Consider the following 18,093-nt stretch of genomic DNA (forward strand, 5'->3'; position numbering starts at 1 on the left):
TTTCTATCAAATGATCACTTATTTTGCTGCAGCATAGTTTTGTGCTACTGCATCCCAATTGATAACATTAAAGATTTCCTCTAAATACGCCGGACGCTTATTTTGGAATTTCAAATAATAAGCATGCTCCCAAACGTCGATACCTAAGATAGGCGTGCCTTTTACCTCAGCAACATCCATCAATGGATTGTCTTGGTTTGGTGTAGAAGTTACAGCTAATTTACCATCAGCACCAACAATTAACCAAGCCCATCCTGATCCAAAACGAGTTGCACCAGCAGCTTGAAGTTGCTTTTTCAATTCATCAAATGAACCAAAAGTAGCATTGATTGCTTCAGCTAACTCACCTGTTGGAGCTCCGCCAGCATTTGGGCCTAAAACTTTCCAAAACAAAGAGTGGTTGTAGTGACCACCACCGTTGTTACGTACTGCCGCAGAATATTTACTTACATTTTTGATGATATCCAATAACGATAGGTTTTCTGCGTCTGTTCCTGCGATTGCTTTATTTAAGTTATCCACATATGCCTGATGGTGTCTGTCATGGTGGATTTCCATTGTAGTTTTGTCAATATGTGGTTCCAATGCGTCGGCTGCGTATGGTAACGCTTCTAATTCAAATGCCATATCTATTTTAATTTAAATGTTTATTACTTCGTTTATATATACAAATATAACATAATATACACGGTTATGTTTTTATGTATTACAATAAATCCATTATCTCTCTACCGTTTTTGACGAAAAAATGATTTTACCAGATCAGCACATTCTTCCTGCAAAACGCCATGTGTAATGACAGTTTTGGGGTGTAATATTTTATCGTGAAAATGAGAATAACCACGCTTTTCATCTTTGGCTCCATAGACTATTTTACCAATATGTGTCCAATAGGCCGCTCCGGCACACATAATACAAGGTTCAATAGTAACATATAATGTGCATTCATCCAGGTATTTGCCTCCAAGGTAATTTGCAGCTGCCGTAAAAGCCTGCATCTCAGCGTGAGCTGTCACATCATTCAATCGCTGCGTCAAATTATGACCTTTCCCTATAACACGTCCTCGATGAACAATAACCGCCCCAATAGGTACCTCTCCCTCTTCGTACGCAACCTTAGCTTCATTCAATGCCATACGCATGAACGACTCGTCACTATCGATGAGTTGTGTTCCTTCAAAATCTATAAATGTCATGGTACAAACTTAACTAAGTTTAGATCCATTTGGTAATTTTTTGTCGACTGATGTCAAAATAATATCTCCATTTTCGTCAGGAAATCCTGTTACCAAGCACTCAGAAAAGAAATTAGCAATCTGCTTTCTGGGGAAGTTTATGACTGCAACCACTTGCTTTCCGATCAGCTCCTCTTTGTTATAGTGTACTGTAATCTGGGCACTACTCTGTAATATACCGATTTCATCTCCAAAATCTAGTTCCAGTTGATAAGCTGGTTTCTTCGCTTTTGGAAAGTCTTTTGCATCCAGGATCGTTCCTACCCGTAAATCCACTTTCTCGAAATCGCCCCAACTAATGGCATCACTCATAATCGGTTGCTACTAATATCCTGAATCTCTTTACCTATTGTAAACAAAACATATGAAGGTTTTCTTCCCAAACGTAAAGACAATCTATTGATCAGTTTATCTTCCTCTCCTGCTTGAAAAGCTAAATCTTCATCACTTAAGTGGTTGTACTTGCGACGGAGTTTTTCTTTGGCTACTTGCCATTGTTCTTCGTTAATTTTCAGCATAACTAAGATTTAGGTATAAAATTTGTATATCTTTACTGAACTGTAAAAGTTTGTTTAAAGATACAATATATACATAAATAAAAGATTATGAAAAAGATTTTACCAGCATTACTTTTGATTTGTGGTAGCGTAGCAACGGCACAAGCGCAGCTTCTGCCCGGGTTTGAGGTGGGTGTAAAAGGAGGCTTGAACTTCTCTAAGCTTAAAAGCGATGGCAAATATTTCAATTCAGACACAAAAGCAGGCTACCAAGCAGGTCTTTATGGACGTGTTGGTGTATTGGGATTCCATATTCAACCTGAGGTTTATTTAACCGGTAAAAACACGACAGTGAAAGCTGAGAATGGCGAATCGACAGATGTAAAATTTACAACGGTTGATGTTCCTATTTTATTGGGCAAGCGCTTTGGTTTGGGCCCTATCGGAGCAAGAATCCAGACTGGTCCTATATTTTCATTTAAAGTAGATGACAAGCAAGATAAAGTCATTGATCAGTTGAACCCAAATAACTATAAAAAGAGTGGTACTTCTTGGGCCTTCGGTGTAGGTGCTGACATTTCAAGCTTACGTGTCGATGTAAGATACGAAATGGGCTTAAACAAAGTCAACAATGAGAGCCAGGCAAATCCAAAAATTAACATGTGGAGTATCGGTTTAGGCTATAGATTATTCAGTATTCTATAGTTCGTTAAACACTGTTCATATACCGTTAGAAAGTCCGTTTTTATTCAAAACGGACTTTTTATTTCAATAAACTTTAGAACCGTTCTAAATTGTTGCTTTTTCTTGTCAAAATGGTATCATATTTAATAGCAAATAGTAGATTTGCCTAATTCAAATTAAATTACAAGGATAATGAGTAAATCAAAGCCAGTTTTCAGTTCTTCGATTGGGAAGAAGCTAATCATGAGCTTAACAGGAATCTTCCTATGTTTATTCCTAGTTGTTCACTTGGTTGGTAACTTGCAATTATTTAAAGATGATGCGGGTCTAGCGTTCAACAAGTACGCCTATTTTATGACTCACTTTACACCAATCAAAGTTGTTTCTTACTTATTGTATGCTTCGGTAATTGTTCACGTCATCTACGCCATTACATTGTCGATGAAAAACAAGGCCGCTCGTCCTATTGGTTATGCCAAATATGATGGTCAAGCAAACAGCAAGTGGAATTCACGCAACATGGGTATCTTAGGTACTGTCATTTTAGTATTCTTAGCTACGCACATGTCTAATTTTTGGTGGAAGTTTCACAATGATGAAGTGCCGTACATTGAATACCGTACTGATTTGGCAACTGGACAAACCACAGCGAGAGAACTTCAAGCTTCTGAATTCCACGACTACCAAGAAACGGTAGAAAACAATGTTCAAATCTTAAAAGCGAGAGATTTGTACAAGCAAGTTGACTTTGCATTCAAAAATGTTGCATTGGTAGCTTTGTATGTTATTGCGATGGCAGCTTTGGCATTCCACTTAATTCATGGTTTCCAATCTGCATTCCAAACTTTAGGTTTTAACCACAGAAGATATATTGGAATCATCAGAGCAATCGGTGTTTGGGTATTTGGGGTATTAATTCCAATTGGCTTTGCAATAATGCCATTGTTTTTCTTCTTTAAATAATTCAGAATCTTTTAAGATAAAGCTCTGGCTTTATCGATCAATATAAAATTAAGAGATATGTTAGATTCAAAAGTACCAGCGGGCCCATTAGCCCAAAAGTGGTCAAATTATAAATTTAATCTTAAGTTGGTTAACCCTGCTAACAAACGTAAATTTACTGTTATTGTTGTTGGTACAGGTCTTGCTGGTGCATCTGCAGCAGCATCTTTAGCCGAATTAGGATATAATGTAATTACCTTCTGTTACCAAGATTCACCTCGTCGTGCGCACTCTATTGCGGCACAAGGTGGTATTAACGCAGCAAAGAGCTACCAAAACGACGGAGACTCTGTTTTCCGTTTATTCTACGATACAATCAAAGGTGGTGACTACCGCTCACGTGAGGCAAATGTTTACCGTTTGGCAGAAGTATCTGTCAACATCATCGACCAATGTGTTGCGCAAGGTGTTCCTTTTGCACGTGAATATGGTGGTTTATTGGACAACCGTTCTTTCGGTGGTGCTCAGGTAAGCCGTACGTTCTATGCGCGTGGTCAAACTGGACAACAATTGTTGTTAGGTGCGTATTCAGCATTAAACCGTCAAATCAAAAAAGGAAAAGTAAAATCTTATACGCGTCATGAGATGTTAGACTTAGTTATGATCGATGGTCATGCTAAAGGTATTGTAACTCGTGACTTGGTTTCAGGTAAAATCGAAACTCATGCTGCACATGCAGTATTGATGTGTACTGGTGGTTACGGTAACGTATTCTTCTTGTCTACAAATGCAATGGGATGTAACGTTACAGCAGCTTGGAGAGCACACAAACGTGGTGCTTACTTTGCAAACCCTTGTTACACACAAATTCACCCAACGTGTATTCCGGTAACAGGCGATCACCAATCCAAATTGACATTGATGTCAGAGTCTTTACGTAATGACGGCCGTGTATGGGTTCCTAAAACTCAAGAAATGGCAGAAAGATTACGTAAAGGTGAGATCAAAGCCAATGATATCAAAGAAGACGACAGAGACTATTTCTTGGAGCGTAAATACCCTTCATTCGGTAACTTGGTACCACGTGACGTAGCATCTCGTAATGCAAAAGAAGCCGTTGATGATGGTCGTGGTGTTGGTAAAACTGGTTTCGCCGTATTCTTGGATTTTAAAGAAGCGATCGGTCGTCTAGGCGAAGATGCAGTACGTGCTAAATACGGTAACTTATTTGACATGTACTACCAAATCACTGACGAGAACCCATACAAACAACCAATGCGTATCTACCCGGCTGTTCACTACACAATGGGTGGCGTATGGGTTGACTACAACTTGATGACTACAATCCCTGGTTTGTATGCTTTAGGTGAGTGTAACTTCTCTGACCACGGTGCAAACCGTTTAGGTGCATCTGCATTGATGCAAGGTCTTGCCGATGGTTATTTCGTAATTCCTTACACTGTGGGTGATTACTTAGCTAAATTAGGCTCATTCGCACCAGTAGATCACAGCCATCCTGCCTTCGAAGCTACACGTAAGGAAGTTGAAGACAAAATCAACAAATTATTGTCTTTAAACGGTACAGAAACTGTTGATGATATCCACAAAAAACTAGGTCTCATCATGTGGGAATATTGTGGTATGGCTCGTACAGCTGAAGGATTACAAAAAGCACAAGGTTTGATCCAAGAGTTGAAAAAAGAATTCTGGACAAACGTTAGAGTACTTGGAGAGAACGAAGAATTAAATCTTTCTTTAGAAAAAGCTGGTCGCGTAGCTGACTTCTTAGAGTTAGGTGAGTTAATGGTTGTTGACGCATTGCAACGCGCTGAGTCTTGTGGTGGTCACTTCCGTTTAGAAAGCCAAACTGAAGAAGGTGAAGCAAAACGTAACGATGATGAATTCGCCTATGTATCTGCTTGGGAATACAAAGGAGACAATGTACCTGAGGAATTACACAAGGAAGACTTGGTATTCGAGAACGTTCAGTTAACACAAAGAAGTTATAAATAAGAAGGAAAATTATCATGGCACAACATATGAATTTAACGCTGAAAGTTTGGCGTCAAAAAAATGATAAAGATAAAGGTCAATTTGTAACTTATCAGGCAAACGATATCGCTGATGATATGTCTTTCTTAGAGATGCTTGATATTGTCAATGAAGAATTGACTCGTAAAGGAGAAGATCCTGTATATTTCGATCACGACTGTCGTGAAGGTATCTGTGGGATGTGTTCATTAGTAATCAACGGTCGCCCTCACGGTCCTAAAGAAGGTACCACAACATGTCAATTGCACATGCGTAGCTTCCACGATGGACAGACTATCGTGATAGAACCTTGGAGAGCTGCTGCATTCCCGGTATTGAAAGACCTTGCAACAGACCGTACGGCTTTTGACCGCATTCAACAAGCGGGCGGATATGTAAATGTCAATACAGGTGGTGTTCCTGATGCCAATGTTATTCCGATCCCTAAACGTATTGCTGACGAAGCATTCGAATCGGCTACATGTATCGGTTGTGGTGCTTGTGTTGCAGCATGTAAAAATGCTTCTGCAATGTTATTTGTGTCTGCAAAAGTATCTCAATTTGCCTTATTACCTCAAGGCCAAACTGAGCGTTACGAACGTGCACAGGCAATGGTAGATCAAATGGATGCAGAAGGTTTTGGTAACTGTACGAACACTGGAGCTTGCGAAGCAGAATGTCCTGTTGGTATCAAATTAACAAACATTACTCGTCTAAACCGCGAGTATTTGACTGCCAAAATCTTCCGTCAAGAAGAACCACACGTTTAATTAGCGTATTAAATCCTTCATGTTTTCGCTAGCATCAACAGCTAAAGAAATCTAATGAAGATTCTTTCTGGCCCATGAAAATAGATAGTTCAGAAAAATAATATAAAAGTCCTTGCCCTAAGAAAGCAAGGACTTTTTTTTATATTTACAATAATGTAAATTGACGAACGTGAATTCTGGTATAAAAATTCGATTACTCCTACTTATCTTGACTTTATGCTTTATAGGAACAGCTATCACCATTAAAGAATCTGTTACCAATAAGGAAATACTGGACATTGATACAAAATCACTCAATGATTATATCGCTCAACAAGAGAAAAAAGTCGACCGAATTTTCAATGATTCACTCCTACTCAAAACATTTAAAAACTACGATCAGTATCCGATAGCAGTTTATCAGGCATTTGAAAAGTTTAAAACCAATGAGAAGGTTTATTTATTTCTCTTTAAGGACCATGAACCGAAGATGTGGAGCACGCATCTATTTGTACCTATTACAGATCAGGGATTTCCAGAAAAATCCAATTTTATTCAGGATGATAACCGTTCTTACGTTGTTCGAAAAAAAACAATTGGCAATATCAGTATACTCGCCTATATTATTGTAAAAGGCTATACAAATAACAACAACCCCTATTTAAATAGCTCTTTGCGGAGAAACTTCTTCGACACCAGAAATATTGACATTGCCTCCTATACAGACACGGTCACCATTAAAAATATCTATAGCAATGAGGGGTCTTATCTGTTCTCCGTTAAGCTGAAAGATGGAGAGCATGAAAATGCCTATACAATTTTGCAATTCTTCTGCTGGCTACTTGCCTGGATCGCATTACTGATCTTCTTCAATAGCCTCTGCTTACATATGGCCAAGACAGGACGGGCCTGGTGGTCTGCAATCCTGCTGTTATCGATATTTAGCCTTGTCAAATTTGCTGATCTTAAATGGAATCTGCTGTCCGAAAATGCGACATTTTCAATTTTCGACTCGCGTAATTATGCTTACAACCGTTTCTTCCCTAATATATGGTCCGTGATGTCCACCACCATATTGGTGCTATGGTTGGTTCTATTTATCTATGCAATTCGCAAAGAGCTCAACTTTGACAAAATAAAAAACATCCGGCTCTTTAGAATTCCTATCGCAATCGGATTTATTCTAAGTATATATCTATCGTTCGGTCTATTGTATGATATCGCTGGTACATTGATTACACACTCCAACAACATCTATTTTGATTTCACAAAACTTGTCGATTTACATTTCTTAAGTTGGGTAGATCTAGGCATTGTTGGCATGGGTATTTTGGCCTTAAGTATCTACATTGATCTTGTACTATTTTTTCTTAAAAAATTAGAATTAAAACCGACGCAGCTACTCAATATTCAACTGGCATGTGTCATTTTTGTCATCCTGATCATTTCCTTCTATATAGAGAAAAATAGCCTGGTCAATTTGTTACTTGCACTGATCATCCTTATTAAATCATTTGGCGAGAAGTATTTCGACCGACATATATTAACAAATTATATCGCTGTACTGATACTTTGGGCAATCATAAGTGCGATCACGCACGCACGTTTCTATCAGGAACGGAACTTAATCGACATGAAAATCTTGTTGAGTAATCTACAATCAGAAGATGATGTCAATGCTGTTTCATTATTCTCTGATATTGAAAGCAGCATAGCAAACGATGAAGAATTAAAACATTTATTTAATATCAGTCTACCCTATACCAATACCGAAGGGATCAACGATTTTATCAAGAAAAAGTATTTTAGTGGCTATCTTTCCAAGTATGAGTTCAAAGCATATTATTATGATCAAAATAATATTCCCCTCAATCCAGCCAGTCAGAATAAGATCAATGAATATCGAGAAAAGGTAATCAACAAGTCTATAAAAGTCACGCAGAACTTCTACCGTGCCAGTGCGGAATTAGGTACGCATGAATACTTCTCCATTATTCCTGTCGCCATTGACCAAAATAGGGTTGTCAATGTCATCATCAATCTTTCCAATAAAGATTTTAGTTATACGGTTCCCTATCCCGAAATCCTCACCGATATGCGGATCAACAATTCACAATATTATAATAAAGGGGATTATTCGATAGCCCTCTATAAAGGAGGCTCTTTAATAACACAGTTTGGAAAATATACCTACGAGAACAATTTAAGGGGGCTGAAAGGTGTTCCAGGAGAATATATTCAAGTACTGGACCGTGATGCATACCTACATATGGCTTATGTTGCCAATAAATTCTCAACATATGTTATCAGTAAACAGAAACCTTCTTTTTGGGATTATCTAGCGACTACTTCATTTTTGTTCCTGGTATTTTTTATGATTTTCATGTTTTTCCATTTTATAAAATCATTCTATATCTTTCTCAAGAATACCAAGCTAACTTTCCGTAATTTAAAATATCAGTTCTACAAAATAATAAATAAAATACAGTACTCTACACGTATTCAGACCTCCATTATCTCATCAGTAATACTGGCGATCCTTATATCGGCGGTAATTTCGTATATAAGTATCAACAAGCAGCTTTATAATAATAATAGAGCAAGTAAGGAACGTTTTATTATCGAATTGGGCAAACGGATGGAAAATATGTTGACCTACACGGATGAAACATCCACCGAAACGCAGCTTATCAGCATGCTCAAGACATTATCTGAAACTATTTCCAAAGACTTCAATCTTTATTCCAAATCAGGCAGGTTACTTTATAGCTCACAGCGTAGAATCTACGATCTGGAGCTTTTCTCTACATTCATTAATCCAGCTGCACTGAAGAATCTTTCTATCTTAAAAAAATCGGAGACGATTGAAGATGAGCGTATAGGCACTTTTCAATTTGAGACCAGTTATGCCACCATCAGGGATAAAAACTATAATACACTGGCTTATATAGGTATACCAAACTTCTCGCTTCAGAAGGAAGAAAATATCAATAAAAATCTTCTTTTAAATACGATAGTGAACATTTATTCGCTGATCATCATAGGCTTTGGTTTTTATGCGACATTTGTGGCCAACAGTGTCACCAATCCATTGAGCATCATCAGTAAGAAGATCTCACAACTACGCCTGGGACAACCCAACGAACCTCTGTTTTGGCAACGAAATGATGAAATAGGTACATTGATCAAAGAATATAATCTCATGATCATAAAACTTGAGGACTATGCCAATAAAATCAAAGATACTGAGCGAGAATCCACTTGGCGCGAGATGGCTCAACAGATAGCCCATGAAATCAAAAATCCGCTGACACCAATGAAATTAGGCATTCAGCAACTCCGTAGATCGTACAAAGATGAGGACCCTAAATTTCCGGATCGCTTCAATAAATTCTCCACTTCATTTATCGAACAAATCGATGCATTGACACATATTGCCTCAGAATTTTCGCACTTCGCAAAATTCCCAAATACGGTAATGGAAAACATCAATATTGTAGAAAAAATAACAAAGTCCATTTCCTTGTACAACAATACACCAAATGTAAGTATTCGTCTCATTAACAATGCTGATCACAAAACCCTTATTGTTAAGGCTGATGGTAATGAGCTATTGAGAACCTTCAATAATTTAATAAAAAATGCAATTGAAGGCGGTTATGGACGAAAAAACATGAAGATCGAGATTTCCATTGAACGCTACTCAGACAAATTTGTCAAGATAGACATCAAAGACAATGGTTATGGAATTCCCAAAGAGATGCAGGATAAAATTTTCCAGATTAATTTCACGACAAAGAGTTCAGGAAACGGTTTAGGGCTAGTTCTTGTCAAAAAAACAATTGAAGCCAGTAATGGGCAAATTTATTTTGAGACTGTAGAAGGCGAAGGTACGACGTTTCATATACTGCTTCCTTTGCAACAGGTAGAGTCTTAATATGTGCAGATAACAATCAACAAAAATAAGACATCGAAGAAAGCGTATATGAAACCTATCTCCAGTATATCTAATAAGGACCTGCCGCTCCATTTGTGTAAAGAAGGGGTCGTCATGCCAACTAATGTAAATAAAAATGTAGCGTTCAATTAGGGCACCTCATAACTCAAACACTGATAGCATAAAACTAACCAGTTAATGGATAGCCTTACTCTTTTGTTTTAAGGGTCAGTATAACAAGAACAGTATACTATAAACAAAAAAGCTCTCTGCATGACTGCAAAGAGCTTTTTTGTTTATAGTATATTTATTTTTAACGCAATACAACAGTAGATCGTCCCATAATTGCATTATCTTCATATAACAAAATCGTATAGGCCCCTTTAGAGAATCCTTCCTCTGCTGCCCAATAGACGATATAATCTTCACCTTTGTTGGTAAATAAAATATTGTGTTTAAAAGTATATTGTAATTTCTCGCCATGTACATAGAAAATATTATCACCTTGCACGACCAGATTTCCCTGTGGATCTATAATTCTGACATAGATATCACGTTCTCCATTTTTTGCTAAGGGGTTATCAGCAATGGTAAAATTGATTTTTAACTTATCAATTTTTTTAGCGCGTTCCTCTACAAATTCCTTTCCATTCTTTTTGACTTCAAGGCCATTTATACTGATGCTTGAAACCTTTAATGCTGAAGCAGTTGCAACCTTCTCTTTCAGATCCGAATTTGATGTAACTAATGAAGTAATCTGTTTTTCTTTTTCGACAACAGATTCGCTCAAGTTGGAGTTTTGCTTCGATAAAATCTGATTTTCCTGAATCAGCCGCTGCACATTTACACGATAAGTATCCACCTGCTTCTTAAGCTGATTGATCTTGTGCTGTGCTTCATCGATATCTTTTGGAGTAATACTCTTATTTTCAAGTTTTTTACGAAGCTCTGCGATCTCAGCTCTGGAATCATCCTTCTGCACGGACATCTCTGGAGTCAATTGGACATTTTCTACATCAATTTTATCCAATTCAGCTTCAATACGATCGATTTGTACCTGCAAATTTTCTTTTTCCACTGTAAGTGTATAGACCTTTTCACCATTGGTCTTAAACTTGACATAAAAATATATGTTCGTTGCAAGTAATGCTGCTATCGCAATGATAAAGAAGTAAATCTTCGAAGAATCTTTCTTCTTTTCTTCTTCTTTCTTACTCGAAACAACTTCTGAATTTATCATAATATACTGTCATATTCATAGGTATAAATCTATAATTTATACTATTGAATGTTTAAACAAAAATTATTCCAGTTTTATTTTTTATTACCAATTATGAATTATTCAAAATAATTCAAGGTCTCAAATCCGCCTTGTTTTAAGTATTCTTCCTTTCTCATCAGGTGAAGATCGGATTGTACCATATCTGTTACCAACATCTGAAGATCATATTTTGGCGTCCATCCAAGTTTTGTATTTGCTTTAGTCGGATCACCAATAAGTAAATCGACTTCAGTTGGTCTATAATATGCTGGATCAACTTTGACAACAGTCTGACCGAATTTAATCAGCGACTTATCAATATTTAACTGGGCTAGGCGCTCCTCGTCAATATCGATAATTACCCCCTTCTCCTGCTCTCCCTTTCCACTGAACTCAATCTCGATTCCCAATTCTGCAAAAGCCATGCGAACAAAGTCCCTTACAGTTGTTGTCACACCTGTAGCAATCACAAAATCTTCTGCGGTTTCTTGTTGTAGAATCAACCACATTGCTTCTACATAATCTTTGGCATGCCCCCAGTCGCGTTGTGCCGACAGATTACCAAGATATAATTTATCCTGTAGCCCTAGCGCGATTTTTGCTACAGCTCTGGTAATTTTACGTGTCACAAAAGTCTCTCCCCTTACAGGGCTCTCGTGATTAAATAAAATTCCATTACAGGCATACATCTTATAGGCTTCACGATAATTGACAGTAATCCAATAACCGTACATTTTTGCTACAGCATAAGGACTTCGCGGATAAAAAGGTGTTGTTTCACTTTGTGGAACCGCTTGCACCAATCCATACAGCTCGGAAGTAGAAGCCTGATAGATACGGGTTTTCTCAATCATTCCCAATAATCTGACTGCTTCAAGAATCCGCAAGGTACCGATACCATCGGCATTTGCAGTATATTCCGGCGTATCAAAACTAACTTTTACGTGAGATTGCGCCGCAAGATTGTAAATCTCGTCAGGCTGTGTTTCCTGTATAATACGGATTAAGTTGGTTGAATCCGTCAAATCACCAAAATGCAATGTGAAATTTCTATTGTCAAGATGGGGATCTTGATAAAGATGATCAATACGATCTGTATTGAATAAAGAACTGCGACGCTTTAAACCGTGTACTTTGTAACCTTTCTTCAATAGGAATTCTGCTAGATAGGCACCATCTTGTCCTGTTATACCTGTTATTAAAGCAGTTTTCGTGTTTTGTTCAGCCATGTTTCTCTCTAGATTAAGCAATACCTGACGAAATCGTTAGGTATATATCCCATTTTCATACTTAAAATAAGCTTATCCGCCCACAAGATTATCATGCATAGTTGGCTTTTTCACTGTATCGGTAAATTCCGCAGCCTATGGCACAAATAAATCATAATGAATTGGGAGTGTAAAAGTATTAAATTTTAAACAAAAAAAGCCATAGGAATTCCTATAGCTTTCTGTTATTCTTCTTTTATCGTTTACGTTTAGTTCGAACGCGTAAAATTAAACACTAAATAGGCTTCTCCGTTAGCAACAGTCAATGGCATGCGCATAACTAATTTATTCCCATCCGAATAAGATAAATCCAAACGGTAACCTGTTGTTACGTTCTTCGCCTTATCGCCTGCATAAATCTTTTTAAATTGAAACTGAGGTTCTCCTAAGCCTTTTCCAGGGTTATAGATAGACCAAAAGATCTCACGTGATGCACCCGGAGCACATAAAGTTCCTTGCGCATTAAATGTAATTGATCCTTTACCATTTCCAATAAAATTCCATGTACTACCTACGAAACATTCTGCAGGAGCCTCTTCAAATACACTTTTAATCGTGAATGAAGAAGGTAAATTCTCTCTATCGATTGTATTCAATGTCCACGTTCCTTTTACAGCGGATTTCCAATCCGAAGCGCTAGGACCAGAAGCTGCACTCGTATTGGAAGAAGGATTTCCAGTTGATGTACCTTGCTTTTGTGCTCCACAAGAAAATAAGGTCACCGTAGCAAAAACTGTTGCTAATGATAAAACGAATCGATTCATATGTATAAATTTTAATTTCAAATTGTATTTTTGGGGTAAATTAATCCACAAATCATGAAGATTACAGCCAAAAATCATACCATAAGCAAAATAATCGCAAAAACGCTGTTAAGGTTATTTATCATTTTATTGGCCTTTGCTTCTTATCCGCTTTTTTTAGGACAGGAAGCAAAAAGCAAATTGAATCAAATCAGCCTTGCATTTACCAATAAGATCGCGCTTGTCGCTCCTATTTTATTATTTTGCTTCATCATTGGATTGATGATCGCTGTGCTCAAGCACAAATATAACAGAATTGACCTAAATTGGCTATTTTCTCTTGCGACTATCTTTGGTATTTTATATTTGATATTATTGTATTCAAGAATTTACCCAACGATAGCTTAAGCACAATTGCACAATTCGACAAAGTTTCTAACTTTGGATTCGCCAAATCGCTAATTACAGCTGAACAAGATTGGACGTATAATTTCTATGGATAAAAAAAAGGGGCTCAAAATAGCCAAAAATATAGCAAAGATCGTTGTTACTGTGGGAGCCTTATATTGGGTATTCAGCAAGGTATCTCTAAAGGATCTGAAAGAAGCTGTCATCAATTCCAATCCGCTCTATCTATTCTTTGCTTTAGTCGCTTATAGTATCTCCATTTTTATTTCCTCTTCGCGTTTATTAACCTTTTTAAAGGCAATCGGTCTGGATGTCACGGAAAAATATAATTTGAAATTGTACCAACTTGGCCTATTTTATAACCTCATTCTACCTGGGGGTGTTGGCGGAGATGGATATAAGATATTTTTCCTCAGGAAAAGATTCAATATTAAAGGAAGAAAATTATTCACGGCCCTATTTTTAGACAGATTAAGCGGCCTATGGGCACTATGCCTTATCATCGCAGCGCTGGTTACCTATATGCCACAGCTAGGGATTCCAAACTATCTTACCATCATTTTATTTATTATAGGGAGCGTTCTCTATTACTTTATCGTAACCAAGTTCTTTAAGGAATACAAGGCAACATTTCTAAGAGCACATTTAAAGGCTATTGGTGTACAATCAATGCAGGTTCTCGCAGCAATCCTCATTCTTTATGCCTTAGGTTTTAGCGGTAAGTTCTCTCCGTACCTATTTCTATTCCTTGCATCTTCTTTGGTTTCAATCATTCCGTTTTCTGTTGGGGGATTGGGCATGCGTGAACTTGTGATTATGTGGGGAGCTGGCATATTCCAGGTAGACTCTCACAATGCGGTTTTGATCACATTGTTATTTTATATTATTTCCGCTCTCGTTGCTCTTTCGGGGATTTACTTTATCTTTCATCCGCAAGCAATTGGCGAGGACAAATTACCTTCCGCAGAAGAAGTTGAACAAAGTCAAAAACTAGAAGAATAAACATGGCAAATATTATTATTACAGGTGCAAGCAGTGGTGTTGGATTTGAAGCGGTATTGGATTTGACCTCTAAAAAGGACAACAAAGTAATTGCTTTGGCTAGATCAGCAGACAAACTGAGAAAACTTCATGAAATTGCAGGTCAGCTCAACTATGATGGCGGCACTTTATATCCGGCTCAATTTGATATTGTCTACGATGACTATACTACTCTCGTTCCCTTCATCCAATCAAAATTTGATAAGGTTGATATCTTGATTAACAATGCTGGAGCACTCATCAATAAGCCATTTATGGAAACTGATGGAAAGGATTTTGCTGAAATGCTACAAACCAATGTGATGGGACACGTCAATATGATACAACACGTTGTTCCCATGATGCAATCAGGCTCACATATTGTCAATATTAGCAGTATGGGCGGATTCCAGGGATCCCTAAAGTTTCCCGGACTTTCGGCATATTCAACCAGTAAAGCTGCATTAGCAGTGCTTACAGAATGCTTAGCGGAGGAATTTAAGGAAAAGGGAATCAAAGTGAACTGCCTAGCCTTAGGATCTGCTCAGACTGAAATGTTCGAAGCTGCTTTTCCAGGTGTTGAAGCGGGTACTTTAGCCTTTGAAATGGGACGCTACATCGCAGATTTCGCTCAAAATGGGCATCACTATTTCAATGGGAAAATACTTCCCGTAGCCAATACAACACCCTAATTGGAATAGCGCACTTCAAAGAGATATCCCTTGTTCTAATACACTCAGGTTTATCTAATATAGTCAGGACCATTTAATGCACTATTAAATGGTCCCGATTTTTTTAAACTTATTTGATCCGGAAAAAATATTAAAATCCGCAGCCTTTAGTTGATTAAATCAATTTGTTTTCAGTTTAAGCCATTTCGTAAGGTCATCCATCAATTGTTCATTAAAGCTCTCTGAGTTTTCAAAATATTCTTCAATTTTTCCTGTTTGCGCATTTTGAAAAAGGTGATTCAAATTAGGATAATCCTTAATGGTGACGTCGGTGGTGTTTAAATGCAGGTGTTGGAGACAATAGATGTTTTCATTCGCCGGGACTTGAACATCCTTTCCCCCGAAGGAAGCGAAAATCGGTACTTTCACCTGCTTCAGATAATAAGCTGGATCGATGCGAAGAAACGTTCTAAACCAGGGGCTCATCATTGGACTAAGTTTAATCTTCATATCAGGAGTCAGTGGATTCCCGTTATTTTGCTGAATAAGTTCTTTTTCCAACGATTCGGCCAATACTTTTGGTGGCTCGTCTTCCAATAGAATATTATACAATTTTCGATTATTTGCTTTATTTACATCCAAAGCCTTTTCAGATAAACCACCGACTTTCCCCAAGGCGTAACTTTGTAAGATCAGTAGGGAATCACCTTTAATCACAGGTCCGGATAGAAGCGCTATGTATTTTACTTTACTATTTTCTGATGCCACTATTTCAGCAATTAAAGCGCCCTCACTATGGCCAATCATCCCGATTTTATCCACATCAACTACAGCTTTTTTGCTTAGAAAATCAACTGCAGCATTGGCATCGGAAGCAAAGTCAATCGTTGTTGCCAAATTAACTTCTCCTTTGGAGCCACCTACTCCCCTGTCATCGTAACGTAATACGGCAAAACCATTTTTCGTAAGACGATCAGCAAGCACCTTAAATGGCCTGTGACCAAACACTTCAGAATCTCTATTTTGTTGCCCACTGCCATTGATTAATACTACCGCAGGAAACGGCCCTCCACTTTTGGGATAAGTCAGGGAACCCGTAAGTAGCGCATTGCCCGCGCTATTTTTGAATTCCACTTCCTCTTCCGTATAGCTATAAGGGGGGAAAACATCCTGTTTACGAGAAAGCCCACTCTGTTCGTTCTCGCTTCGTACCAAAATCATAGCAGATTCAAAAGGACCCTGCTTCATCACTCCTTTCATAACATCTTTATCCCGATCCAAAAAGCCAGCATACAGAAGACCTATATTCCTAACGTCCATCCAAATGGAATCGTGCTCTATACGTATTTGATTGATTGCAAATTTCTGCGCTGTTTGCATCGGACTCTCAAAGGTTCCATTCCACTTCCCTGCGCTATCTTTTTGAATGTTGAACACCAGCAGCAACTTCTGCCCCGAAACCTCAACCTCGCCCTTCCATGATCCATCAAATGTCTGTGCATGGGAACATGAAAAGTGGAAACAAATGATAAATAGGTATAAAATTTTTCTCATTGTCATTTTTTACTAGAAATTAAACTGTATACATAGATCCAGTATAAAATATAATGCCACAAATAGTACACTGATACCAATCTTCTTATTGTTAACCGCTACATTCATGCCCTTGACCAATAAATAGAACTGATAAAACAGCAATAATAAACTGATTATTCCAAACATACCAAATAAAAATAGTTCAGTTTTATCAACTCCGGCCAATGTATGATCGCCTTTTTGCACCGCTTTTAATAGTTGGTCAGTAAATTTGTCCTGATTTAATAGTTTCCCCAAAAATAATGCAAAATAGAGCGGAAATGGTATAATCAAAACGACATTCATGACATCAATGATTCTAGTCTTTCTGTTTAATAACATCCCTGTACCGTAAAGAAGTGTAAAAGGAGCCAAAACCATAAAGGCATGAACGCCCAAGACAACCCATATGGACACCCCTATATCTGGTTGATAGAAATGCATAAATCCATTAAACTGCTGGCCCGATAAATAAATAACATAGCTTGATAACAAAAATCCGATAACACCAGCAAAGAATAGTTTCCACTCCGGCAATTCCGCAAATGGATTCTGAAAAATCTGTTTAACTTTCATTTTTTAAGAATTGAGATAAGCTCAGCTTTTCGATTTCTACTGGATTTTGGGTTCCAATAAGTAATATCTTGCCAGTTTCCAATGTAAGTTGTAAGCCCATATTACCACGAGCTGAAAAAGCCAGCCCTTTCTGCCCTCTCCGAAAACCCCATCCACCAAACTCACCAATCGGGTTATATTTTCGTACCTCAACAGCACGAATATCTGTCCAACGCGCTCTTTTACGATAGAAATTAAATGGAAAAAAATAGACTTCAATTCCATCTTCACGAATAGTAGTTCTTAATCGTAGAACGCCAAACAATCCCCATAATACCAAATTGATCCAAAACCCCGGTAATTGAAATAATGGAGCAAAATTCAACCGCAAGAGCTCATTCCAGTGCACAGAAAAACTGGCCACACTGACAGATAAAAGGATCAGACAGAGCCACCAGCTAAAAAAAGATTGGCTTTCGGTATAAAGCGTATTATTTTTCATCTTGATATAATTCTT

17 protein-coding genes are annotated in these 18,093 nt (G+C 37.7%); 7 read left to right on the top strand and 10 right to left on the bottom strand.

Annotation, left to right across the window (positions count from 1 at the left end; translation table 11 throughout):
- Window positions 1-18: 18 nt before the first annotated feature.
- From M2419_RS21655 to M2419_RS21670, 4 genes are all read right to left on the bottom strand, one after another.
- A complete protein-coding gene (locus tag M2419_RS21655) occupies window positions 19-627 on the bottom strand; it encodes a superoxide dismutase (protein ID WP_120333147.1) in 609 nt (202 codons plus the stop codon).
- Between the two features lie 101 nt (window positions 628-728).
- The gene (locus tag M2419_RS21660; RefSeq protein ID WP_046674913.1) at window positions 729-1,196 is read right to left on the bottom strand and encodes a nucleoside deaminase; all 468 of its coding nucleotides are present in this window, start codon (window positions 1,194-1,196) and stop codon (window positions 729-731) included.
- 9 nt (window positions 1,197-1,205) lie between these two features.
- A complete protein-coding gene (locus tag M2419_RS21665; protein ID WP_153848168.1) occupies window positions 1,206-1,547 on the bottom strand; it encodes a tRNA-binding protein in 342 nt (113 codons plus the stop codon).
- On the bottom strand, window positions 1,544-1,753 hold the full coding sequence (locus M2419_RS21670; RefSeq protein ID WP_070561956.1) for a hypothetical protein: 210 nt from the start codon (window positions 1,751-1,753) through the stop codon (window positions 1,544-1,546). Before M2419_RS21670 ends, M2419_RS21665 begins: the two co-directional genes overlap by 4 nt.
- Window positions 1,754-1,840: 87 nt before the next feature.
- On the opposite strand from M2419_RS21670, the gene M2419_RS21675 reads away from it, so the two are divergent.
- From M2419_RS21675 to M2419_RS21695, 5 genes are all read left to right on the top strand, one after another.
- Complete coding sequence (locus tag M2419_RS21675; RefSeq protein WP_153848169.1) at window positions 1,841-2,437, top strand: porin family protein; 597 nt, start codon at window positions 1,841-1,843, stop codon at window positions 2,435-2,437.
- Window positions 2,438-2,608: 171 nt separating this feature from the next.
- Window positions 2,609-3,379 (top strand): succinate dehydrogenase cytochrome b subunit, encoded by a 771-nt coding sequence (locus M2419_RS21680; RefSeq protein WP_046674909.1) that lies wholly within the window; start codon window positions 2,609-2,611, stop codon window positions 3,377-3,379.
- 57 nt (window positions 3,380-3,436) lie between these two features.
- Window positions 3,437-5,371, top strand: a complete 1,935-nt coding sequence (locus tag M2419_RS21685) for a fumarate reductase/succinate dehydrogenase flavoprotein subunit (RefSeq protein ID WP_088160104.1) — start codon at window positions 3,437-3,439, stop codon at window positions 5,369-5,371.
- Between the two features lie 14 nt (window positions 5,372-5,385).
- Window positions 5,386-6,159: a succinate dehydrogenase/fumarate reductase iron-sulfur subunit gene (locus M2419_RS21690; protein WP_259255605.1), complete on the top strand. Its 774-nt coding sequence runs from the start codon at window positions 5,386-5,388 to the stop codon at window positions 6,157-6,159.
- 169 nt (window positions 6,160-6,328) lie between these two features.
- Window positions 6,329-10,075 (top strand): HAMP domain-containing sensor histidine kinase, encoded by a 3,747-nt coding sequence (locus M2419_RS21695; RefSeq protein WP_159731386.1) that lies wholly within the window; start codon window positions 6,329-6,331, stop codon window positions 10,073-10,075.
- Window positions 10,076-10,388: 313 nt separating this feature from the next.
- On the opposite strand, the gene M2419_RS21700 is transcribed toward M2419_RS21695, so the two are convergent.
- The 3 genes from M2419_RS21700 to M2419_RS21710 form a co-directional block, all read right to left on the bottom strand.
- Window positions 10,389-11,315 carry a hypothetical protein gene (locus tag M2419_RS21700; protein WP_153848173.1) on the bottom strand — a complete coding sequence of 309 codons (927 nt, stop codon included), beginning with the start codon at window positions 11,313-11,315 and terminating at the stop codon, window positions 10,389-10,391.
- A 98-nt stretch (window positions 11,316-11,413) separates the two neighbouring features.
- Complete coding sequence (gene gmd / locus M2419_RS21705) at window positions 11,414-12,565, bottom strand: GDP-mannose 4,6-dehydratase (RefSeq protein ID WP_046674906.1); 1,152 nt, start codon at window positions 12,563-12,565, stop codon at window positions 11,414-11,416.
- A 248-nt stretch (window positions 12,566-12,813) separates the two neighbouring features.
- The gene (locus tag M2419_RS21710) at window positions 12,814-13,368 is read right to left on the bottom strand and encodes a lipocalin family protein (RefSeq protein WP_046674905.1); all 555 of its coding nucleotides are present in this window, start codon (window positions 13,366-13,368) and stop codon (window positions 12,814-12,816) included.
- A 474-nt stretch (window positions 13,369-13,842) separates the two neighbouring features.
- Between M2419_RS21710 and M2419_RS21715 the strand changes: the two genes are divergently transcribed.
- Together M2419_RS21715 and M2419_RS21720 are read left to right on the top strand one after the other, a co-directional pair.
- Window positions 13,843-14,757, top strand: a complete 915-nt coding sequence (locus M2419_RS21715) for a lysylphosphatidylglycerol synthase transmembrane domain-containing protein (RefSeq protein ID WP_075990891.1) — start codon at window positions 13,843-13,845, stop codon at window positions 14,755-14,757.
- Between the two features lie 2 nt (window positions 14,758-14,759).
- Window positions 14,760-15,467, top strand: coding sequence for an SDR family oxidoreductase (locus tag M2419_RS21720; protein WP_159731388.1), 708 nt, complete (start codon window positions 14,760-14,762; stop codon window positions 15,465-15,467).
- Window positions 15,468-15,626: 159 nt separating this feature from the next.
- On the opposite strand, the gene M2419_RS21725 is transcribed toward M2419_RS21720, so the two are convergent.
- From M2419_RS21725 to M2419_RS21735, 3 genes are read right to left on the bottom strand one after another with little or no spacing between them, the layout of a single operon-like run.
- Entirely contained in the window at window positions 15,627-17,000 is a 1,374-nt protein-coding gene (locus M2419_RS21725) for a S9 family peptidase (RefSeq protein WP_159731390.1), read from the bottom strand.
- 12 nt (window positions 17,001-17,012) lie between these two features.
- A complete protein-coding gene (locus M2419_RS21730; protein ID WP_153848178.1) occupies window positions 17,013-17,597 on the bottom strand; it encodes a hypothetical protein in 585 nt (194 codons plus the stop codon).
- Window positions 17,587-18,078, bottom strand: a complete 492-nt coding sequence (locus M2419_RS21735) for a hypothetical protein (protein ID WP_153848179.1) — start codon at window positions 18,076-18,078, stop codon at window positions 17,587-17,589. Before M2419_RS21735 ends, M2419_RS21730 begins: the two co-directional genes overlap by 11 nt.
- Window positions 18,079-18,093: the final 15 nt, after the last annotated feature.

The sequence above is a fragment of the Sphingobacterium sp. BIGb0116 genome, assembly GCF_024808035.1.
GTDB lineage: Bacteria > Bacteroidota > Bacteroidia > Sphingobacteriales > Sphingobacteriaceae > Sphingobacterium > Sphingobacterium paramultivorum.